The organism is Streptomyces sp. NBC_00988, assembly GCF_045162645.1.
In the GTDB taxonomy this organism is placed as follows: Bacteria; Actinomycetota; Actinomycetes; order Streptomycetales; family Streptomycetaceae; genus Streptomyces.
Map to the genome: position 1 here is coordinate 6076075 of NZ_CP108730.1, position 21377 is coordinate 6097451.

A 21377-nucleotide genomic window follows, 5' to 3' on the forward strand; every position below is an offset into this window, starting at 1 on the left:
ACGCACCATCAAGTGCCGCGAATCAAGGTCCTGTGGAGCAGCTTGGAGTGCTCGCCACCCTGTCAAGGTGGAGGCCGCGGGTTCAAATCCCGTCAGGACCGCACGCGATCGACAAAGGCCCGCATCTCTTCGGAGGAGCGGGCCTTACTCGTGCCCCTGCCGCCCGCGACAACCGTGCTCGCCACCCTGTCAAGGTGGAGGCCGCGCCCGCGGCGCAGCCGCAATCGGATACAGCAAATCCCGTCAGGACCGCAGTAGATCAAACAAGAGCCCGGGTCTTCGGACCCGGGCTTTCGTGCGTACCGATGCCCTCATGGCCGCCACGGCTCCCTTGACGCCGCCCCACCCGCCAGGTACCCAGAAACCAGGCCCCCGTTCCACGCAGGGTCTCGGAGGTGGCGCATGGCGGCTTCGGTCAGGCACGAGACGCGGGCCCTGCTCCGTGCGCACCTGTCGGCCGCCAGCTCCTACCGCCATGTGACCCGGCACTGCCCGATCTGCCACCGCCTGCTGCGGCTGGCCCTGGACGCCCCTCCGCCGCAGGAACCGGAGGACGACCCGGAGAGCGGAATCTCTTAGCGCACATAGGTCAGAGGCAACAAGCCATCTGGCATGTGACGGGTGTCACCGCATAAGTTTTTGAAACGGCGGAACTTACGACTCACCTACAACTGGTCAATTTAATATGTGCAATTGCACCCCTACGAGGGATGGTCCACAGGAGATCCGACACCCCTCCCCAGACTCCGACAAGGTCCCTCACAGGACCCCGCGATCAGCGCGCACGGACCCACGACCAGGCACAAAAAAGATCGCGCTGGACCCGGCGGAGTCCAGCGCGATCTACGACGCACCCTGTTCAAGTTGCTTCAAAAGCGTTGGGCGTGGGCCCTGTTGGGGCAGAACCCGCGTCGCTTGGAGCTGTGATGTCGGGCACCACGGCCGGCTGGGGGGCCAGCCTTGTGCCCTTATTCAGTTGGTCAGGCTTCCGTGCGCTGCTGCGGGATGCCCGCGAGCAGGGCACGGACCTCCGCCTCGCGGTAACGGCGGTGTCCGCCGAGCGTGCGAATCGAAGTGAGCTTGCCGGCCTTCGCCCACCGCGTGACCGTCTTGGGGTCCACACGGAACATCGTGGCGACCTCAGCCGGGGTCAGCAGCGGCTCGGCATCAGGGGTGCGAGCGGTCATGAGCGGCCTCCTCGGGAGAACCGAACCTTCTCGGTTCTTTCCTCTAAATTCTGCACCTTGACCCGCGTTGCCCGAAATGGCGTGTGCGGGTCGAGTCGGTTATAGGACGAACGGCTTGTCCTCGGCACTACAACTACACCATCTGTCCAACCGCGTAGGCCAAACCGATGGAATTGCCCTCCCAGGTGTCCATCAGCGACGGAAGCCGATGGACCATGCCATAGCGGACAGTCACACCACTGTGACGATCAGTCACAGGGGCGATCAGGAGTCATCCAGACCCCCCAAAGCGCGCAATGCCGAGATTCCGCCCAAAGCATGACGGATGGAGTCCTCCCCGGACTCCTTGTCCTATTTTGGCATGAGGAGGGGCAAGCGGCGCAAGGCATCTGCACGTGCGGTCCGTCACGCTTGGCATCAAACGTCCGGATCAGGACCTACGTCCCGTGTTGACGAACCGTAAGAATCCTATGCGCATCTGTTCGAAGATGTCAGCCACGTTCGAAGGCGAGCCGGCCCCGCCCGGCTCCGCGTCAGTTCGCCGAGCGCCGGTCCCTGACCGACCGCCAGCGCTCCACGAGCCGCCCGTACGCCTCGCCCGCCGCCGCCCCGTCCCCGGTCCGCAGCGCCTCGATGCCGGCGGCCACGTCCGCCGCCGAGTGGTCGTCCTCCAGCTCGCCGGCCGGCACGACGTGCACGAGCCCGCCGTAGTCCAGCTCGACCAGGGACCGTGGATGGAACTCCTCCAGCCAGCGCCCCACGTCCACCAGACCCTCGATCAGCGGCCCGTCGTCCATCGCGTCCTTCAGGGCCCGCAGCGCCCGCGCCACCCGCCGCCGCGCCTGCACCATCGGCGTCCGGTACCGCAGCATCGGCGGCACGTCCCCGGAGGCCTGGTCGTAACGCCGCTCCTCGTCGCCGACGAGCACGAACCAGTTCAGCGGCACCTGCCAGGTCGCCGTCCGGATCCACGGCCGGGCGTCCGGGTTCCGGGCCAGCCAGCGCTCGTAGTCCTGGGTGGCCTGGTGCCGTACGAGCGGCGGCAGTACGGCGTCCAGGACCGGCGGTGGCAGCTCCTCCGCGAGGTCTCCCAGGGCCTGCCAGCCGCGCAGCCGGGTGCGCCAGGGGCAGACGCAGACCACGCCGTCGACCTCCACCACGAAGGCGTCGGCGCTCTCCTGCACCGGCACCGGGATCGGCGGGGTGGGCAGCAAGTCGGCCAGCGCACGGCGCAGTTCGTCCTGGTACGACGGACGGTCGGAGCGGCGGGCGTAGCGCGCCCAGTGGCCGCGTTCCGGCTCGGGGAAGGCGGCCAGCGGCTCGTAGACGCGCAGATAGGTCGCGTACGGGACGATCACCGAGGACACCTTCTTGGGCACGCCTGCTCCCTCCCCCGCCGGCCGTCGGGAAAACCTTCGGAACCCGCTCACAAACGCGCGGGAAAACTATGCAAATCGTCGCACGGACACCCCCCTTCGGTAGGTGATCCTGAACACTGCACCGATGGCGGTCTGACACAGGCTCTACGCTCGTGCCACGGCACCCGCCACCCCTACGGGAGCCCGTCTCCAACCGCCGCCACTCACCCAGGAGTCACCACAGTGACCGACGTAGACAACGGCGTCCTGCACACCCTGTTCCACTCGGACCAGGGCGGTCATGAGCAAGTCGTGCTCTGCCAGGACCGGGCCAGCGGCCTCAAGGCCGTCATCGCCATCCACAACACCGCCCTGGGCCCCGCCCTGGGCGGTACGCGCTTCTACCCGTACGCGAGCGAGGAGGAGGCCGTCGCCGACGCGCTCAACCTCGCCCGCGGGATGTCGTACAAGAACGCCATGGCCGGTCTGGACCACGGCGGCGGCAAGGCCGTGATCATCGGTGACCCGGAGCGCGACAAGACCGAGGAACTGCTGCTCGCCTACGGCCGGTTCGTGGCCTCGCTCGGCGGGCGGTACGTCACCGCGTGCGACGTCGGCACGTATGTCGCCGACATGGACGTCGTGGCGCGCGAGTGCCGCTGGACGACCGGACGCTCCCCCGAGAACGGCGGCGCGGGCGACTCCTCCGTGCTGACCGCCTTCGGCGTCTTCCAGGGGATGCGGGCCAGCGCCCAGCACCTGTGGGGCGACCCGTCGCTGCGCGGCCGTACGGTCGGCATCGCGGGCGTCGGCAAGGTCGGGCACCACCTGGTGGAGCACCTGCGGGACGAGGGCGCCGAGGTCGTGATCACGGACGTGCGCGAGGAGTCCGTACGGCGGATCCTCGACAAGCACCCGACGGGCGTGACGGCCGTCACGGACACGGAGGCGCTGATCCGGGTCGAGGGGCTCGACATCTACGCCCCCTGCGCGCTGGGCGGCGCCCTGAACGACGCGACCGTGCCGGTGCTCACCGCCACGGTGGTGTGCGGCGCGGCCAACAACCAGCTGGAGCACCCGGGCGTCGAGAAGGACCTCGCCGACCGCGGGATCCTCTACGCGCCGGACTACGTGGTGAACGCCGGTGGCGTGATCCAGGTCGCCGACGAGCTGCACGGGTTCGACTTCGACCGGTGCAAGGCGAAGGCCGCGAAGATCTTCGACACGACGCTGGCCATATTCGCACGTGCGAAGGAGGACGGTATTCCGCCGGCCGCCGCGGCCGACCGGATCGCCGAACAGCGGATGCACGAGGCGGCCGGCGCACGCGGACGCTGAGGTTCCGGTAGGCCGCTCGGCAGGCGTCTTCGGTACCCGTCGGCGACGACTTAGAGAGAACTCTCACGTTCGTCGGCGGGTCGCCTGCCAAGAAGTGGTTAAAATCGCGGTTGACCAGCGAGTACAGGGCACCTCGCGGGTCCTGGAGCCCGGCACGTGCTGCGGGCGACGTACCGTATGGGCGCGGGCTCAGGTACCGTGGAAGCCCTACGGACCGGTCTCTCCACGGAGAGTCCGTTCCAGATCATGAACGCGTGTCAAGACTCTGAGGCCACCGAGCCTCGTATCCGAGGGGGTCGAGCCATGGGGCGCGGCCGGGCAAAGGCCAAGCAGACGAAGGTCGCCCGCCAGCTGAAGTACAGCAGCGGCGGGACTGACCTCTCGCGTCTGGCCAATGAGCTGGGCGCTTCGACTTCGAGCCAGCCGCCGAATGGCGAGCCGTTCGAGGACGACGACGAGGAAGAAGACGACCCGTACGCTCAGTACGCGGATCTCTATAACGACGACGATGAGGACGAGGACGACGAGTCCGGTCCCCAGTCGCAACGTCGCGGCGCGTAACGCTTGCAGCGCGCTCAGCGGTTAGATCTTCCCGTCAGCTGACTGCACCTCGCCCGGTCCGGGGCATCAAGCACCGGACCGGGTTTTGTGCTGCCGTTCTACGGCGACTGTTTCGATCAGGCTGAGTAGTCGCCGACCATCTCTGCGCCCGTCGCGTAGTCGCCACGCTCGGTGATCTCGCCGGCGACCCACGCCTCGACCCCGCGGTCGGCCAGGGTCTCCAGGGCCACGTCCGCGGACTCCTCGGGGACGATCGCGATCATGCCGACGCCCATGTTCAGGGTCTTCTCCAGCTCCAGGCGTTCGACCTGCCCCGTCCTGCCGACGAGGTCGAAGATCGGGGCCGGGGTCCAGGTGGAGCGGTCCACGATCGCGTGGAGGCCGTCCGGGACGACCCGGGCGAGGTTGGCGGCGAGTCCGCCGCCGGTGACGTGCGAGTAGGCGTGCACATCGGTCGTACGGGTCAGCGCCAGGCAGTCCAGCGAGTAGATCTTCGTGGGCACGAGGAGTTCCTCACCGAGCGTGCGGCCGAGCTCCTCGATGCGCGCGTCCAGGTCGAGACCGGCCTGGTTCAGGAGCACATGCCGGACGAGCGAGTACCCGTTCGAGTGAAGTCCGGAGGACGCCATCGCGATGACCGCGTCACCCGTCCGGATGCGATCCGCGCCGAGCAGCCGGTCGGCCTCCACGACGCCCGTACCGGCGCCGGCGACGTCGAAGTCGTCCGGGCCCAGCAGACCGGGGTGTTCGGCGGTCTCGCCGCCGACCAGGGCGCACCCGGCCAGCACACAGCCCTCGGCGATGCCCTTCACGATCGCCGCGACACGCTCGGGGTGCACCTTGCCGACGCAGATGTAGTCGGTCATGAAGAGCGGCTCGGCACCGCACACCACGATGTCGTCCATGACCATGGCGACCAGGTCGTGGCCGATCGTGTCGTAGACGCCGAGTTGGCGCGCGATGTCGACCTTCGTGCCGACGCCGTCCGTGGCGGAGGCGAGCAGGGGGCGCTCGAACCGCTTGAGGGCGGAGGCGTCGAAGAGCCCGGCGAAGCCGCCGAGGCCACCGAGGACCTCGGGGCGCTGGGTCTTCTTCACCCACTCCTTCATGAGTTCTACGGCGCGGTCGCCCGCGTCGATGTCGACGCCGGCGGACGCATAGCTGGCACCAGTGGTCTCAGACATTGCCTGGGATCTTTCGGGTTGGTGAAACGGGGCTTCTACGGGCGACGGATCGCGTCGGCCGCGGCCGTGGCGGCGGGACCCGCCGCCAGCTCGGTCTCCAGGAGCTGCTTGCCGAGCAGCTCGGGGTCCGGGAGGTCCATCGGGTACTCGCCGTCGAAGCAGGCGCGGCACAGGTTCGGCTTGGCGATGGTGGTCGCCTCGATCATGCCGTCCAGGGAGATGTACGACAGGGAGTCGGCGCCCAGCGAGGTGCCGATCTCGTCGATGGTCATGCCGTTGGCGATGAGTTCCGCGCGGGTGGCGAAGTCGATGCCGAAGAAGCAGGGCCACTTCACGGGCGGCGAGGAGATCCGGATGTGGACCTCGGCGGCGCCGGCCTCGCGGAGCATGCGCACCAGCGCGCGCTGGGTGTTGCCGCGCACGATCGAGTCGTCGACGACGACCAGACGCTTGCCCTTGATGACTTCCTTCAGCGGATTCAGCTTCAGGCGGATGCCGAGCTGCCGGATGGTCTGCGAAGGCTGGATGAACGTACGGCCGACGTAGGCGTTCTTCACCAGACCCGCGCCGAACGGGATGCCCGAGGCCTCCGCGTAGCCGATCGCGGCCGGGGTGCCGGACTCCGGAGTCGCTATGACCAGATCGGCGTCGACCGGAGCTTCTTTGGCGAGCTTCCGGCCCATCTCGACACGGGAGAGGTAGACGTTCCGCCCGGCGATGTCGGTGTCGGGGCGGGCGAGATAGACGTACTCGAAGACGCAGCCCTTGGGCTTCGCATCCGCGAATCGGGAGGTGCGCAGGCCGTTCTCGTCGATGGCGACGAACTCGCCCGGCTCGATCTCGCGGACGTAGGCCGCACCGCAGATGTCGAGGGCGGCGGACTCGGAGGCGACGACCCAGCCGCGCTCCAGGCGGCCGAGGACCAGCGGGCGGATGCCCTGGGGGTCGCGGGCCGCGTAGAGGGTGTGCTCGTCCATGAAGACGAGCGAGAAGGCGCCCTGGACCTGCGGGAGGACCGCGTGGGCGGCCTCCTCGATGGTCAGCGGCTTGCCGTCGGTGTCGACCTGGGCCGCGAGGAGCGCGGTGAGGAGGTCGGTGTCGTTGGTGGCCGCGACGCGGGGCGTACGGCCTTCCTGCTTGGGGAGGTCGGCGACCATCTCCGCGAGCTGCGCGGTGTTGACCAGGTTGCCGTTGTGGCCGAGCGCGATGGAACCGTGCGCGGTGGCGCGGAACGTCGGCTGGGCGTTCTCCCACACGGAGGCGCCGGTGGTCGAGTAGCGGGCGTGACCGACCGCGATATGACCCTGGAGCGAACCGAGCGAGGTCTCGTCGAAGACCTGGGAGACCAGGCCCATGTCCTTGAAGACGAGGATCTGCGAGCCGTTGCTGACCGCGATTCCCGCGGATTCCTGGCCTCGATGCTGGAGGGCGTAGAGCCCGAAGTAAGTGAGCTTGGCGACCTCTTCACCGGGAGCCCAGACTCCGAAGACGCCGCAAGCGTCCTGGGGTCCTTTCTCGCCGGGGAGCAGATCATGACTGAGTCGACCGTCACCACGTGGCACGGCACCGAGTGTAGGCGAGATCGACCACTGGTCCGAATTCGGGTTACTCGCCAGTAGTGGATCACTTGGCGGCGACGGCGCGCACAATCGTGCCGTTTCCGCTGGTCAGCGTGAGGGTGTCGTGATCGACTCGGTAGCCGACCGAGCCGTTGAAGAGGCCGAGGAGCGCGCGTTCGGTGCTCATGAGTGAGGCGTCGCACATCATTCGGGTGGTGGACGGGCGGCCGAGGGTGATGTGGGCGGTGCGTACGGTGGCCGTCGCGTTGACGGCGTTGCAGCCGAGGCGGCCGCCGACCTTGCCGTTCTTGGCGTCGAAGGTGAGCCGCGGTGTGCCGTGCACCCGTTGTGCCGCGCCGTCCGTGGTGATGCCCTGCACCTGCCAGTCGACACCGGTGACGGGGCGCTGCTCCTCGACCGATCCGCTGCCGCTGTTCGCCTTCTCGCTGCCGCACGCCACGACGAGCGGGAGGATGGTCAGGACGGCGAGGATGAATCGCTGTTTGTCCATGGGGATGGGACGGGAGGGACGGAGGACGGGTTCCCTCACCCCATGATCGGCAGCAGCCCGCCCAGGTCCGCCCGCTCCCCGCTCGCGCTGACCTTCGCCTCTTCTACGGCGTCCTTCCACCGCGTCCGGCCGGTCGCGAGCCGGAGCCAGGTCAGGGGGTCGGTCTCCACGACGTTGGGCGGAGTGCCGCGGGTGTGCCGGGGCCCTTCGACGCACTGCACGACCGCGTACGGCGGGATGCGCACCTCGGTGGAACCTCCGGGGGCCTTCGTGGCGAGGGCGTCGGCGAGGAGGCGGGTGCAGGCGGCGAGGGCCAGGCGGTCGTGGGGGATGTCCAGGCCGGGGACGGCCGCGTTGAGGTCGTCGGTGTGGACGCAGAGTTCGACGGTGCGGGTGACCAGATAGTCGGCGAGGGGCATCGCGCCGGCGTTGGTTTCGAGCAGCCGGGTGCCGGGGTGGGTGTCGAGGTGCGCGGTGAGGGTCTGCTCGACGTCCGCCAGGTAGGTGTCGAGGTCGGGGTGCTGTTCGGCGAGCGTGCGCGTGAAGTCGGCGATCGCGGAGGAGTTGGCCGCGGTGGCGAAGGGCCAGTCGAGGATCACGGCGTTCTGCGCGGGCGGGGCCGGCAGGTCCAGGGCGCGGTGGACTGCGGTGATCGCCATGCCGATGTGCGCGATCAGCTCTCGTACCGTCCAGTCGCCCAGGCGGGTGGGGAGCGCGAGTTGGTCGGGGGTGAGTGTCCCTACGGCTTTTCGCACGTTGCCGAACTGGGCCAGGACCGCGGTGCGGGTCTTGGCGGGGTCGTATGTACGGGCGCGCTTCTTGGCCGGGGGCATGGCGGGGAGCCTAATGCCCGCGGTTGGTGGGTGGGGTCGTGGCGGTACGGCGGTGACGCTCGGCCTGTTTCTGTGGCATCAACTCCGGGCGCCTGAGCCGGTGTTGCCGCTGTCGTTGTTCAAGGTTCGCGAACTGCGGCTGGGCCCGGGGCTGTTCTTGGTGCCGCTGACGGGGGTGGGGGTGGCGGGTCTGCTCACCGGGCAGTTGGGGGCGCGGGGGTGGTCAGCACGGGCGTTCACCCTGAGCGGCACGGCTACGGCGGCCCTCGCGTTTGCCCAGCTGGCCACGACGGTCGGACCGGACACAGTTGGGGCTTGCCACGACTTCGATCCGCTTCTTGCAGACCCTGGGCAACGCGCTGGGCACGGCTGTGTTCGGTGCGGTGCTCGCCCGTTTCTACGGCGGCCACGGGCCCGGTGGTGACAGCACGGGGCTCGCCCGTCTGACGGGGGCGGCTCACGTGGCCGGTGTCCAGGCCTTCGTGGATGTGACGCGGGTGGTGTTCCGGGGGTGGGGACGGGTTGATGGCGGTGGCCGCGGTGCCGGCCTGGCGGTTGCCCACGTCCGGGGAGGGGGTGGGGCGTTCGGTTGTCGGTGACCGTCGCGCCGACTATGTGCGTACTTGAGGCGCGGACGGTTCTTAGATGCGGCGGAGCCTTCCTCTCTGCAAGCCGGGGGCATTTCTAACCATTCGCGACCCGCCACAGTGGTTAGTTTTGCCTACAGCTTCCGCCGTGTCGGGGGTCTGTCGGAGCTGTCGGTGGCGCGTCGGGGAGTTGTCGGGGCGGCGTTGAAGCCTTGGTCGTGATCCCGCCGGGGGAGCGTCCGGCGGGCCCGTGACACGGAAGGAAACGTCATGACCACGCACGTCACGATCATCGGCGCCGGACTCGGCGGACTGACCCTTGCCCGCGTCCTGCACGTCCACGGCATCCCGGCCACGGTCTACGAGGCCGAGGCCTCACCGATGGCCCGCCTGCAGGGCGGGTTGCTCGACATCCACGACTACAACGGCCAACTTGCCTTGAAAGAGGCTGAGTTGATGGACGAGTTCCGCGCCATCATCCTGGAGGGCCGGCAGGCCACCCGTGTCCTCGACCGGGACGGCACCGTCCTGCTCGACGAGCCCGACGACGGTACCGGCGGGCGGCCCGAAGTGCAGCGCGGCGAGCTTCGGCAGCTTCTCCTCGACTCGCTGCCGGCCGGCACCGTGCGGTGGGGGCACAAGGTCAGCGGTGTCCGTGCCCTGGGCGACGGACTGCATGAAGTCGGATTCGTGGACGGTGGCGCCCTCGTCACCGGCCTGCTCGTCGGGGCCGACGGGGCCTGGTCGCGTGTGCGGCCGTTGCTGTCCGATGCCGTTCCCGAGTATTTCGGCCGGTCGTTCGTCGAGACCTACTTGTACGACAGTGAGACCCGGCACCCGGTCGCCGCGCGGACGGTCGGCGGCGGCTCGCTGTTCGTGATCCCGCCGGGCTCGGGAGCGAACGGGAAGTGGATCGGGGCGCACCGCGAGAGCGGCGAGACGCTGCACGCCTATGTGACGCTGGCCAAGCCACAGGAGTGGTTCGACGGCATCGACTTCACCGACGCCGCTGCGGCCACCGCGCGGATCGCCGCGGAGTTCGAGGGATGGGCGCCCGAGATCACCGCCCTGATCACCGACAGCGATACGGCGCCGGTCGTACGGCCCCTCAACTCGCTGCCGATCGGGCACCGTTGGGACCGGGTCCCGGGAGCCACCCTCCTCGGCGACGCCGCCCACCTCTCGCCGCCGGACGGCGAAGGCGCCAACCTGGCCATGCAGGATGCCGCCGAACTCGGCAAGGCCATCGCCGCCCACCCCGATGACATCGAGGCCGCGCTCACCTCGTACGAGACGACGCTGTTCCCCCGTAGCGCCACGGCCGCAGCCGATGCCGTGGCCACCAACGAGGCCATCGGACAGGACCTGATCGGCTTCTTCGCCCGGGACGGGCAGACCGCGTAGCCCACATAGCCCGCGTAACAAGAAAGCGTTCGTGGGACGGTCGGCGTGACCGTTCCACGAACGCCCTCTCCGTACTTGGGTGTTACGCCAGCAACGCCGGGATCGTGCCCTCGTGCGCCTCGCGCAACTCCTCCAGGGAGAACGCGAACTCGCCCTGGACGTCCACCGAGTCGCCGTCGACGACGCCGATGCGCGTAACCGGGAGGCCCCGGGCGCCGCACATGTCGTTGAAGCGGAGTTCCTCCGAGCGGGGGATCGCCACGACCGCGCGGCCCGCCGACTCCGAGAAGAGGAAGGTGAACGCGCCGAGGCCGTCGGGGACGATCAGGCGCGCGCCCTTCTCGCCCAACAGGGCCGATTCCACTACCGCTTGGATCAGACCGCCGTCGGACAGGTCGTGCGCCGAGTCGATCATGCCGTCGCGGGACGCGGAGATCAGGATCTCGGCCAGCAGCCGTTCCCGCTCCAGGTCGACCTTCGGGGGCAGGCCGCCGAGGTGGTCGTGGACGACCTGCGACCAGGCCGAACCCCCGAACTCCTCACGTGTGTCGCCGAGCAGGTAGAGGAGCTGGCCCTCTTCCTGGAAGGCGACCGGCGTGCGGCGTGCCACGTCGTCGATGACGCCCAGCACCGCGACCACCGGGGTCGGGTGGATCGCCACGTCGCCCGTCTGGTTGTAGAGGGAGACGTTGCCGCCCGTCACCGGCGTGCCCAACTGCTGGCAGGCGTCCGCGAGTCCACGGATCGCCTCCGCGAACTGCCACATCACCGCCGGGTCCTCGGGCGAACCGAAGTTCAGGCAGTCGGAGACCGCGAGGGGCTTCGCGCCCGTCGTCGCCACGTTGCGGTAGGCCTCCGAGAGCGCCAACTGCGCGCCCGCGTACGGGTCCAGCTTCGCGTACCGGCCGTTGCCGTCCGTCGCGATGGCGACCCCGAGGCCGGTCTCCTCGTCGATGCGGATCATGCCCGAGTCCTCGGGCTGCGCCAGCACCGTGTTGCCCTGCACGAAGTGGTCGTACTGCGACGTGATCCACTTCTTGGACGCCTGGTTCGGGGACGACACCAGCGCCAGGACCTGGTCCCGGAGTTCCTCCGAAGTCCCGGGCCGGGCAAGCTTGTTGGCGTCGTCCGCCTGGAGCGCGTCCTGCCAGGACGGGCGGGCGTACGGACGCTCGTAGACCGGGCCGTCGTGCGCGACCGTGCGCGGGTCGACGTCCACGATCTTGCCGCCGTGCCAGAAGATTTCGAGGCGGTCGCCGTCGGTCACCTCACCGATGACCGTGGCGATGACGTCCCACTTCTCGCAGATCTCCAGGAAGCGGTCGACCTTCGACGGCTCCACGACCGCGCACATCCGCTCCTGCGACTCGCTCATGAGGATTTCCTCGGGCGAGAGGGTCGAGTCGCGGAGGGGGACGTCGTCGAGGGTCACCGTCATGCCGCCGGAACCGTTCGACGCCAACTCGCTTGTGGCGCAGGAGAGTCCGGCCGCGCCCAGGTCCTGGATGCCGACGACCAGCTTCTCCTTGAAGGCCTCCAGGGTGCACTCGATGAGGAGCTTCTCCTGGAAGGGGTCGCCGACCTGGACGGCGGGGCGCTTCGACGGCTTCGCGTCGTCGAAGGTCTCGCTCGCCAGGATCGACGCGCCGCCGATGCCGTCGCCGCCCGTGCGGGCGCCGTAGAGGATGACCTTGTTGCCCGTGCCGGAGGCCTTCGCGAGGTGGATGTCCTCGTGCCGCATGACGCCGATGGCGCCCGCGTTGACCAGCGGGTTGCCCTGGTAGCAGGCGTCGAAGACGACCTCGCCGCCGATGTTGGGCAGGCCCAGGCAGTTGCCGTAGCCGCCGATGCCCGCGACGACGCCCGGGAGGACGCGCTTGGTGTCCGGGTGGTCCGCCGCGCCGAAGCGCAGGGGGTCCACCACGGCTACCGGACGGGCGCCCATCGCGATGATGTCGCGCACGATGCCGCCGACGCCCGTGGCCGCGCCCTGGTAGGGCTCGACGTAGGACGGGTGGTTGTGCGACTCGACCTTGAAGGTGACCGCGTAGCCCTGGCCGACGTCCACGACGCCCGCGTTCTCGCCGATGCCCACGAGCAGGGCGTCGGACTGCGGGGCCTTCTCGCCGAACTGGCGGAGGTGGACCTTGGAGGACTTGTAGCTGCAGTGCTCGGACCACATGACGGAGTACATGGCGAGCTCGGCGCCGGTGGGCCGGCGGCCGAGGATCTCCACGACCCGCTCGTACTCGTCCTTCTTCAGGCCGAGTTCGGCCCAGGGCAGCTCGACGTCGGGGGTCTCGGCCGCGTGCTCGACCGTGTCCAGAGGCGTCCGGCTCATGCGTTGACCAGCTTCTTGAGGATCGAGGTGAAGAAGGGGAGGCCGTCGGTGCGGCCGGACCCGACGAGCGCCTCGACGGCGTGCTCAGGGTGCGGCATGAGGCCTACGACGTTCCCGGCGGCGTTCGTGATGCCCGCGATGTCGCGCAGCGAGCCGTTCGGGTTCACGTCCAGGTAGCGGAAGACGACGCGGCCTTCCGCCTCCAGCTCGTCGAGCGTGTGCTCGTCGGCGACGTATCGGCCGTCCATGTTCTTCAGCGGGATGTGGATCTCCTGGCCGGACACGTAGTCGCTGGTCCAGGCGGTGTCCGCGTTCTCCACCCGCAGTTTCTGGTCACGGCAGATGAAGTGCAGGTGGTTGTTGCCGAGCATCGCGCCGGGGAGGAGGTGCGCCTCGGTGAGGATCTGGAAGCCGTTGCAGATACCCAGGACGGGGAGTCCCGACTTCGCCTGCTCGATGACCGTCTCCATCACCGGCGAGAAACGGGAGATGGCACCCGCGCGCAGATAGTCGCCGTAGGAAAAACCGCCCGGGAGGACGACGGCGTCGACCTGGTGGAGGTTCTTGTCCTTGTGCCAGAGGGCTACCGGTTCGGCGCCGGCGAGACGGATCGCGCGCTGGGTGTCGCGGTCGTCGAGGCTGCCGGGGAAAGTGACGACGCCAATACGAGCGGTCACTTGGCGGCCTCCGCCACTTCTTCCACCTTGACGGTGAAGTCCTCGATCACCGTGTTGGCGAGGAAGGATTCCGCAAGATCGTGGATGCGGGCGAGCGCGGCCTCGTCGACCGGGCCGTCAACTTCCAGTTCGAATCGCTTTCCCTGACGTACGTCGGAGATGCCTTCGAAACCCAGGCGTGGCAGCGCACGCTGGACCGCCTGGCCCTGGGGGTCGAGGATCTCCGGCTTGAGCATGACGTCGACTACGACGCGTGCCACTGGCACTCCCGGTGTTGTGGTGCTGAGCGTGTTCCTGCGGGTCTTCGACAGGTGACTTCAGACTACCTGCACAAAATTTCTACGCGAGTAGAGTTGTAGGAATCTACGTGAGGACCATCACGATCCGGTGTCGGGCGGGGGTCTTCACGAAAAGTTCAGGGAAAGATCCCGGATCGATCCCGGTTCCCTATTGCGCGGAGACACGCGGGAAGATTTAGTCGGGCTTCACATTGCATTGCCGGGCACTGTACAAATGAATTGGCAATAGCCGATACTTTGCCCAATAACAGGCGGACAGTCGACATCTCCGCACCTCCGTGACGTCTCCGTGCGTCCCCGCGGATAGTGCGGTTTCAGGTGTCGCACGAAGGGACCGATATTCGTGGCGCAGAAGGTCGTGGTCACTCTCTTTGACGACATCGACGGCTCGGAAGCGGCGGAAACGATCGCCTTCGGGCTCGACGGCAAGTCGTACGAGATCGACCTGAATCAAGCCAATGCCAAGAAACTGCGTAAGGCACTCGCGCCCTACGTGGACGCAGGCCGCAAGCGGTCGAGGTCGGGCAAGGCCTACCGCCAGACCGAGGTCGCCCCCGACCCGGCGGCCGTCCGGGCCTGGGCCCAGGCGAACAAGATGGACGTGCCGGCGCGCGGACGCATCCCCAAGAAGGTCTACGAGGCGTTCGCCGCCGCGCAGTGACCGACGCCGTGTGAAAGCTGGGCCGACGGCCGGTCATCGGCCCCTCGGGGCAACCGACTTGCGCTGCACCCCTCCTGGTCAGCTAGAGTTCGGAGCACGCCGAGGGGCGAGGCCGAAAGGCCCAGCTCACGGAGTACATGCGGGTGTAGTTCAGTAGCAGAACATCCCCCTTCCAGGGGGAAGGCGCAGTGTGCAATTCCTGTCACCCGCTCTGCAGCATCACCGTTCGGACCACTCTTGTGGATCGGGTAGGCTGGTGCTCGCGCCGATCAGTGAGAGCTGGTCGGAGGCAATGCGGACGTAGCTCAGTTGGTAGAGCGCAACCTTGCCAAGGTTGAGGTCGCCAGTTCGAACCTGGTCGTCCGCTCCAGCGAAAGACCCCGGTCCAGTGGACCGGGGTCTTTGCTATGCCCGATCCATCGCCCGATGCGCGTCAGCAGATCGTCCCCGTCTGACATTTGTCATGCCGAGTGATGACACCGCGCACTGCTGTCGGACCCCCGCCGCGGCGACGCTGAAGTCATGGACACCAACGAACACGAACACGTGATTGAGGTCACTGACCTACGCCGTGTGTACGGGGGCGGGTTCGAGGCTGTGCGGGGGATCACGTTCTCCGTGCGGCGCGGGGAGGTCTTCGCGCTCCTGGGCACCAATGGCGCGGGCAAGACCTCCACGGTCGAACTTCTTGAGGGGCTCGCGCCGGCGTCCGGCGGGCGGGTGCGCGTCCTCGGCCACGATCCCTACAGCGAGCGGGCCGCCGTACGGCCGCGGACCGGGGTGATGTTGCAGGAGGGCGGGTTTCCGTCCGAGCTGACCGTCGCCGAGACCGCGCGGATGTGGGCCGGCTGTACGAGCGGGGCGCGGCCCGAGTCGGAGGCGCTCGCGCTGGTCGGGCTCGCGCGGCGGGCGGACGTACGGGTGAAGCAGTTGTCCGGGGGTGAACGGCGGCGGCTCGATCTCGCGCTCGCGCTGCTCGGGGAGCCCGAGGTGCTGTTCCTCGACGAGCCGACGACCGGGCTCGACGCCGAAGGGCGCCGGGACACCTGGGAGTTGGTGCGGGCGCTGCGCGACGGCGGGACGACCGTGCTGCTGACCACGCACTACCTGGAGGAGGCGGAGGGGCTCGCCGACCGGCTCGCGATCCTCAGCGAGGGGCGGATCGCGGTCACCGGGACGCCCGCCGAGGTGACGGCGGGGCGACCGTCGCGGATCTCGTTCGAGTTGCCCTCGGGCTATTTCGTGGGGGACCTGCCACCGCTCGGCGAACTGGGGGTCGTCGGGCACGAGGTGGCCGGGAGGGTCGTACGGCTGGAGACGCAGGAGTTGCAGCGGGCGACTACCGGGTTGTTGGTGTGGGCCGAGGGGGCGGGGATCGAATTGCGGCGGCTTGAGGTGCGGTCGGCTTCGCTGGAAGAGGCGTTTCTGGGGATCGCTCGGGAGCAGGAGGTGACGGTATGAGTGCCGTGACGACTACGACGACGGCTGCTACGACTACGCCGGTCGGGCGGCTACGGGCGCTCGGGCGGGCCGAGTTGGCGTTGCTGGGGCGGAACCGGAGTGCGGTCGTCACGGCGCTGCTCGTGCCGTTGGCGCTGCCGTTCAGCGTGCGGCCGGCCGTCGACCAGATGAATCTCAAGGGCGAGGGGCTGACGGTCGGAGCGGTGATGCTCACGGCCGCGATCGGGTTCTCGCTGCTCTTCGCCGTGTACTCGTCGCTGGTGAGTGCCTTCGTCTCGCGGCGGGAGGAACTGGTCCTCAAGCGGTTGCGCACCGGGGAGCTGGGCGACTCCGAGATCCTCGCGGGGACCGCGCTGCCGGCGGTGTGTGTCGGGTTCGTGCAGTCCGTGCTGCTGGCGGTGGCGTGCGTGCTGCTGCTGGACGCGGGGGCGCCCGCGATGCCCCAACTCGTCGTCCTGGGGCTGCTGTTCGGGCTGTTCCTGTCCGCCGCGCTGGCCGCCCTCACGGCGACGGTGACCAGGACGGCGGAGAGCGCGCAGGTGACCGCGCTGCCGGTGCTGTTCGCGTCCATGCTCGGGTCCGGGATCATCATCCCGCTGCAGCTCCTGCCCGACCGGGTCGCGGACGCCTGCCAATTCCTTCCGCTGTCCCCCGCGATCCGGCTGATCAGCGGCGGCTGGAACGGCGGCCTGTCCGGCTACGACGCGCTCGGCGCCGTCCTGACCGCGCTGGCCTGGACCGTCCTCGCGGTGTTTGCTGTACGGCGGTGGTTCCGGTGGGAGCCGCGGCGCTGAGGTACCGGGAGCACGGGGAGCACCAGGAGATGCGGGCACCTGGAGGATCGGGCGCGGCAGGTAGGGACACGGTCGGATCCGGCGGCTGGTGGGGGCGGAAGAGCACGCCCGGGAAGGTCGAGACGTACACCCGCTGGTCCTTCCACTTCTTCGCCGTGATCGAGGTCGCCGCGATCGGTCTGCCGCTGTTCGCGCAGGTCGGGGTGGGTACCGCGACCTGGATGGCGGCGGTCGTCACCGTGCACGCGCTGATCTGCTCGGCGACCGCCTCCCGGGCGCTCGACTGGACGCGTGACCGGCGCGCGCAGCCCCTCCGGCTGCTGTGGTTCCTCGGGTCGGTGACCGTGCTGATCGCCGTCGCCGCGCTCGTCCTGCGGGAACGGGGTCCCGGTGACGACCAGGTGCGGGCCGCCGCGAGCACGCTCTTCGTGGGGGTGCTGAGCTTCGGCGCCGGGACGTTGACGCTCGGGGTGCGCGGCCGGCGGCAGGTGCTCGCGGTGGTGACGGGTGCGGTCGGCGGGGCGATGGTCGCGCAACTCCCGCTGGGGGTGGCCGCGCCGGCCGCGCTCGGCACCGGGCTGGCCGTCCTGTTCGCCGGCGGCGGCCTCGCCTTCACCGCCGCGTTCTCCGTCTGGCTCCTCGACGCCGTCTACGAACTCGACGAGGCCCGCGAGACCCGGGCCCGCCTCGCCGTCGCCGAGGAACGACTCCGGTTCGGGCGCGACCTGCACGACGTCATGGGCCGCAACCTGTCGGTGATCGCGCTGAAGAGCGAGCTGGCTGTGCAGCTCGCCCGGCGCGGGCGCGCCGAGGCCGTGGAGCAGATGATCGAGGTCCAGCGGATCGCCCGGGAGTCCCAGCGGGAGGTACGCGATGTCGTACGGGGCTACCGCGAGGCCGACCTCAGACTCGAACTGGCGGGCGCCCAGGGCGTGTTGGCCGCCGCCGGCATCGAGTGCGAGGTGACCGGCGACGCGGCGGGACTGCCGGTCGAGGTGCAGTCGGCGCTCGGGTGGGTGGTCCGCGAGGCGACGACCAATGTGCTGCGGCACGGGGATGCGGGGCGGTGCGTGGTGGGGGTGCGGGTGGCGGAGGGGCGGGTTGTGCTCACCGTTGAGAACGACGGGGTGAAGATGGGCGACGGGGGTGAGAGGCCCGGGCCGGTGGGGCTCACCGGGGAGAACGGCGGGTCAGGACTGGTGGGACTGCGGGAGCGGCTCACCGCCGTGGGTGGAGAACTGGAGGCGGGGACCGTGGGCGAGGACCGGTTCAGGGTGGTGGCGACGGTGCCGTTGCCGGACGTGACCGGGGCCGTCGCGTGACCGCCCCCGTCGTAAGACTCCTGCTCGCCGATGACGAGCACCTCATCCGGGGTGCGCTCGCCGCGTTGCTCGGGCTGGAGGACGACCTCGTGGTGGTGGCCGAGGCCGCGACCGGGCCCGAGGCGCTTGCCATGGCTCGGGCTCATGTGCCGGATGTGGCTGTGCTGGATCTTCAGATGCCGGGGGCGGACGGTGTGAAGGTGGCCACATCGTTGCGGGCCGAGCTGCCGGGGTGCCGAGTGCTGATCGTGACCGGGCACGGGCGGCCCGGGCATCTCAAGCGAGCGCTTGCGGCCGGGGTGCGGGGGTTCGTGCCGAAGACCGTCAGCGCGCAGCGGCTTGCCGAGATCATTCGTACCGTGCATGCCGGAAACCGCTATGTCGACCCCGAGTTGGCCGCCGACGCGATCTCCGCCGGGGACTCACCGCTGACCGCCCGCGAGGCCGAGGTGCTGGAGCTGGCCGCCGACGGAGCTCCGGTCGCGGAGATCGCCGAACGGGCCGCGCTCTCGCAGGGGACCGTACGGAACTATCTCTCCTCCGCCGTCTCGAAACTCGGGGCCGAGAACCGTCATGCGGCAGTGCGTCTCGCACGCGAGCGAGGTTGGGTATAGTTGCTCTCGCGCCACGGCGCAGCGCGGACGTAGCTCAGTTGGTAGAGCGCAACCTTGCCAAGGTTGAGGTCGCCAGTTCGAACCTGGTCGTCCGCTCGGGAACAAGACCCCGGTCCACTGGACCGGGGTCTTTTCGTGCAACTAGCTCCAGCTCAGGCCGGTCAGGCGCTCGTACGCCTCGATGTACTTCCCGCGCGTCGCGTCCACCACCTGCTGCGGAAGCGCCGGCGGCGGCTGCTCGCTCTTGCGGTCCCAGCCGGACTCCGGGCCGGTCAGCCAGTCGCGCACGAACTGCTTGTCGTACGACGGCTGCGCGCGGCCCGGCTCCCAGGTCTCGGCCGGCCAGAAACGGGACGAGTCCGGGGTGAGGACCTCGTCGGCCGCGATCAGCGTCTCGCCGTCGAAGCCGAACTCGAACTTCGTGTCCGCGAGGATGATGCCCCGGTCGCGCGCGACGTCCCGGGCGCGGCCGTAGACCGCGAGGGTCGCCTGGCGCAGCTGCGCGGCGGTGTCGGCGCCGACCTGACGCGCGACCTCCTCGTACGACACGTTCTCGTCGTGCTCCCCTACGGCGGCCTTCGTCGCCGGGGTGAAGATCGGGGCCGGGAGTTCGCTGCCGTCGACCAGGCCCTCGGGGAGGGCGAGGCCGCAGACCGTGCGGGAGGCGTCGTACTCCAGCAGGCCGGAGCCGGTGAGGTAGCCGCGGGCCACGCACTCCACCGGGACCATCTGGAGGGACTTGCAGATGAGGGTGCGGCCCGCCCAGTCGGCGGGGGCGCCGGGCGGGAGGTCGGTGCCGAGGACGTGGTTGGGGATCAGGTCGGCGAGCTGGTCGAACCACCAGAGGGAGAGCTGGGTGAGGACGCGGCCCTTGTCGGGGATCTCCGTCGGCAGTACCCAGTCGTACGCGGAGATGCGGTCGCTGGCGACCATCACGAGGTCGCCCGCCTCGTTCTGGTAGAGCTCGCGCACCTTGCCGGTGTGGAGGTGCGTCAGGCCCGGAACCTGGAGCGGCTCGGGCTTTTCTACGAATCCGGACACGGTTCCTCCAGTGGGTCTCTCCAACTGGCTCGATTGTCCCGTATGCGCGGCCGCCTCCGGACAGGGGGTGAGGAGGCCTTGTACGTGAGGTCAGTCGTGCTTGCAGATGCGGTCCAGGAGGTTGGCCGTGGCGCGCTGGACACGGGCGTCCACATGGCCGGGGCGGTCCAGGGCCGGTGACCAGGCGAAGGTGCCGGAGGCGAAGACGAGGGAGCCGGACGGCGCCCGGTACAGGGACGTCTCCTGGTGGCGGAGGGCGCCCTCGCCGTCCGCGTACGGGGAGTGGGCGAGCAGGATGCGCTCCTCGTGCTGCGGAAGCTGGGTGCGCGGGAAGTACCGGTCGGCCTCGCCCGCGACCAGGCCCTCGACCGGGTCGCCCTCGCCGGCGCCGGTCGCCTCCCACAGCCAGTGGTCGGCGTTGCGGACGATCAGGGGGTACGGCTCGGGCACCCGGCCCGCGTACTGAATGCCGACCAACTGCTGCTCGGGGCGGTCGACTTCACGCCACAGCACCGGTTTGCCCGGGCCCCGGCGCTTGCGGCAGGTGAGCAGCCGGTCGGGGACCCCGGACGGGGACGGCCCCAACTCCACTTGCCAGTACATGGTGTTGGCGGAGAGGAAGACGAGGGACGTGCCGTGGTCGCGGGCGCGTTCGACGGTACGGCGCATCTGTGTCGACCAGTACTCGTCGTGGCCCGGGAAGACCAACCCCCGGTAGCGGGTGGGGTCTACGCGTCCGGAGTGCAGGTCGCGGGCGTCGGCGTAGGCGAGGTCGTAGCCGTAGCGCTCGGCCCAGCGGATGAAGTCGTAGGCGTGGCCCACGTGCAGGGGCAGGCCGGCGCCCGCGTACGGGCGGTCGAAGGAGACCGTCGTCGCGGCCTCGGACTCGCCGAGGAGGCGGCCGTCGCCGTCCCACGCGTGGTAGAGGCTCGCGCCGGTGTGGCCGTCCTCCGGGTAGAGGTTGTAGGCCTGCCACGTGATGTCCGGCAGGAGGAGAAGCAGGTCGGCGGGGTGGCTGTCGCGGACCGTGAACGGGATGTGCGAGCGGTAGCCGTCGGCGGTGGTGAGGACCGCCACGTACGCGCCGATGCTCCAGTAGCTCGGGATCTGCAGCCGCCAGGACAGCCACCAGTGGTGGCAGGAGACCGTGCGGTCGGCGGTGAGCGGCGGGGGCTGCACGATGCCCGAGAGGCGGGGGCTGGTGGTGATCTTGGCGGCGCCGTCACCGCCGTAGTGGCCGATGCGGTACACGTCCACGGCGAACTCCTGGGGCGGGTCGACCGTGACGTGGAAGTCGAGCGCCTCGCCGGGCGCGACCGCGCTCGCGGAGGTGAACCCCTTGATCTGACGGCGGACGTCGTCGGCGGAGCGCGGGCCGCCGCCTCCGGACGCGCGGGGGGCGGGGAGCTTGGGGGCGTTTCCGCCGGAGGCGCGGGGGGCGTGGGCCGGGGTCGGGTCCACGTACCAGGGGACGACGTGGCCGGTGTCGTCGAAGTAGGTCTCGCTGCCCCGGAGCCAGGGGACGGGGCCCTGCCCGAAGGGGTCCGTGACGGCGTGCGCCAGCGCTCCGGACTCCCAGCGGCGGATCTGCTCCGACCCCATGGTCGCTCCCCTCCCTCGTGCCCCCGTGGTGTTCCTTCGTTCA

Annotated in this window: 20 protein-coding genes and 4 tRNA genes; 13 read left to right on the forward strand and 11 right to left on the reverse strand. The window is 69.5% G+C overall.

Translation table 11 applies throughout. The annotated features are described in order from the left end of the window. The first annotated feature begins 26 nt into the window (after positions 1–26). Both OG496_RS27740 and OG496_RS27745 read left to right on the forward strand, forming a co-directional pair. Positions 27–101, forward strand: a tRNA-Asp gene (locus OG496_RS27740). 301 nt (positions 102–402) lie between these two features. Continuing rightward, positions 403–579, forward strand: coding sequence for a DUF6274 family protein (locus OG496_RS27745; RefSeq protein ID WP_366497748.1), 177 nt, complete (start codon positions 403–405; stop codon positions 577–579). Between the two features lie 401 nt (positions 580–980). Here OG496_RS27745 and bldC read toward each other — a convergent pair whose 3' ends face one another. Together bldC and OG496_RS27755 are read right to left on the reverse strand one after the other, a co-directional pair. Next, the gene (gene bldC / locus OG496_RS27750; protein WP_033321412.1) at positions 981–1187 is read right to left on the reverse strand and encodes a developmental transcriptional regulator BldC; all 207 of its coding nucleotides are present in this window, start codon (positions 1185–1187) and stop codon (positions 981–983) included. Between the two features lie 533 nt (positions 1188–1720). Further along, positions 1721–2566, reverse strand: coding sequence for a hypothetical protein (locus OG496_RS27755; protein ID WP_366497747.1), 846 nt, complete (start codon positions 2564–2566; stop codon positions 1721–1723). 222 nt (positions 2567–2788) lie between these two features. On the opposite strand from OG496_RS27755, the gene OG496_RS27760 reads away from it, so the two are divergent. Further along, a complete protein-coding gene (locus tag OG496_RS27760; protein ID WP_405972814.1) occupies positions 2789–3883 on the forward strand; it encodes a Leu/Phe/Val dehydrogenase in 1095 nt (364 codons plus the stop codon). A gap of 303 nt (positions 3884–4186) precedes the next feature. Continuing rightward, positions 4187–4444 (forward strand): DUF3073 domain-containing protein, encoded by a 258-nt coding sequence (locus tag OG496_RS27765; protein WP_019061825.1) that lies wholly within the window; start codon positions 4187–4189, stop codon positions 4442–4444. 116 nt (positions 4445–4560) lie between these two features. Here the strand turns inward: OG496_RS27765 and purM are convergent, their stop codons facing one another. From purM to OG496_RS27785, 4 genes are all read right to left on the reverse strand, one after another. Next, a complete protein-coding gene (gene purM / locus OG496_RS27770; protein ID WP_366497745.1) occupies positions 4561–5628 on the reverse strand; it encodes a phosphoribosylformylglycinamidine cyclo-ligase in 1068 nt (355 codons plus the stop codon). A gap of 35 nt (positions 5629–5663) precedes the next feature. Further along, positions 5664–7190: an amidophosphoribosyltransferase gene (gene purF / locus OG496_RS27775; protein WP_366497744.1), complete on the reverse strand. Its 1527-nt coding sequence runs from the start codon at positions 7188–7190 to the stop codon at positions 5664–5666. Between the two features lie 61 nt (positions 7191–7251). Beyond that, positions 7252–7698, reverse strand: coding sequence for an META domain-containing protein (locus OG496_RS27780; protein WP_405972815.1), 447 nt, complete (start codon positions 7696–7698; stop codon positions 7252–7254). A 35-nt stretch (positions 7699–7733) separates the two neighbouring features. After that, complete coding sequence (locus tag OG496_RS27785) at positions 7734–8531, reverse strand: sterol carrier family protein (protein WP_405972816.1); 798 nt, start codon at positions 8529–8531, stop codon at positions 7734–7736. An 857-nt stretch (positions 8532–9388) separates the two neighbouring features. Here OG496_RS27785 and OG496_RS27790 point away from each other — a divergent pair. Continuing rightward, on the forward strand, positions 9389–10522 hold the full coding sequence (locus OG496_RS27790; protein ID WP_405972817.1) for an FAD-dependent oxidoreductase: 1134 nt from the start codon (positions 9389–9391) through the stop codon (positions 10520–10522). An 82-nt stretch (positions 10523–10604) separates the two neighbouring features. Here the strand turns inward: OG496_RS27790 and purL are convergent, their stop codons facing one another. The 3 genes from purL to purS are packed head-to-tail and all read right to left on the reverse strand — an operon-like array spanning position 10605 to position 13800. Next, the gene (purL, locus tag OG496_RS27795; protein WP_405972818.1) at positions 10605–12863 is read right to left on the reverse strand and encodes a phosphoribosylformylglycinamidine synthase subunit PurL; all 2259 of its coding nucleotides are present in this window, start codon (positions 12861–12863) and stop codon (positions 10605–10607) included. Further along, a complete protein-coding gene (gene purQ, locus OG496_RS27800) occupies positions 12860–13540 on the reverse strand; it encodes a phosphoribosylformylglycinamidine synthase subunit PurQ (RefSeq protein WP_327402949.1) in 681 nt (226 codons plus the stop codon). The genes purL and purQ overlap by 4 nt, the downstream gene beginning before the upstream one ends. Next, positions 13537–13800 carry a phosphoribosylformylglycinamidine synthase subunit PurS gene (gene purS, locus OG496_RS27805; RefSeq protein WP_015659417.1) on the reverse strand — a complete coding sequence of 88 codons (264 nt, stop codon included), beginning with the start codon at positions 13798–13800 and terminating at the stop codon, positions 13537–13539. Before purS ends, purQ begins: the two co-directional genes overlap by 4 nt. A 382-nt stretch (positions 13801–14182) precedes the next feature. Between purS and OG496_RS27810 the strand changes: the two genes are divergently transcribed. From OG496_RS27810 to OG496_RS27845, 8 genes are all read left to right on the forward strand, one after another. Beyond that, a complete protein-coding gene (locus tag OG496_RS27810) occupies positions 14183–14500 on the forward strand; it encodes an Lsr2 family protein (RefSeq protein ID WP_019073805.1) in 318 nt (105 codons plus the stop codon). Positions 14501–14639: 139 nt separating this feature from the next. Then, positions 14640–14711: transfer RNA gene (locus tag OG496_RS27815), tRNA-Gly, on the forward strand. Positions 14712–14794: 83 nt separating this feature from the next. Further along, positions 14795–14870: transfer RNA gene (locus tag OG496_RS27820), tRNA-Gly, on the forward strand. A 152-nt stretch (positions 14871–15022) separates the two neighbouring features. Then, positions 15023–15961: an ABC transporter ATP-binding protein gene (locus OG496_RS27825; RefSeq protein WP_405972819.1), complete on the forward strand. Its 939-nt coding sequence runs from the start codon at positions 15023–15025 to the stop codon at positions 15959–15961. After that, positions 15958–16755 (forward strand): ABC transporter permease, encoded by a 798-nt coding sequence (locus tag OG496_RS27830; RefSeq protein WP_405972820.1) that lies wholly within the window; start codon positions 15958–15960, stop codon positions 16753–16755. Before OG496_RS27825 ends, OG496_RS27830 begins: the two co-directional genes overlap by 4 nt. 29 nt (positions 16756–16784) lie before the next feature. Then, complete coding sequence (locus OG496_RS27835) at positions 16785–18077, forward strand: sensor histidine kinase (protein ID WP_405972821.1); 1293 nt, start codon at positions 16785–16787, stop codon at positions 18075–18077. Further along, positions 18074–18691, forward strand: coding sequence for a response regulator transcription factor (locus OG496_RS27840; protein WP_366497736.1), 618 nt, complete (start codon positions 18074–18076; stop codon positions 18689–18691). The genes OG496_RS27835 and OG496_RS27840 overlap by 4 nt, the downstream gene beginning before the upstream one ends. Positions 18692–18714: 23 nt before the next feature. After that, positions 18715–18787: transfer RNA gene (locus OG496_RS27845), tRNA-Gly, on the forward strand. A 45-nt stretch (positions 18788–18832) separates the two neighbouring features. On the opposite strand, the gene OG496_RS27850 is transcribed toward OG496_RS27845, so the two are convergent. Both OG496_RS27850 and OG496_RS27855 read right to left on the reverse strand, forming a co-directional pair. Next, positions 18833–19732, reverse strand: a complete 900-nt coding sequence (locus tag OG496_RS27850; protein ID WP_405972822.1) for a phosphoribosylaminoimidazolesuccinocarboxamide synthase — start codon at positions 19730–19732, stop codon at positions 18833–18835. Positions 19733–19822: 90 nt separating this feature from the next. Continuing rightward, positions 19823–21334, reverse strand: coding sequence for a N,N-dimethylformamidase beta subunit family domain-containing protein (locus OG496_RS27855; protein WP_405972823.1), 1512 nt, complete (start codon positions 21332–21334; stop codon positions 19823–19825). Between the last annotated feature and the right edge of the window lie 43 nt (positions 21335–21377).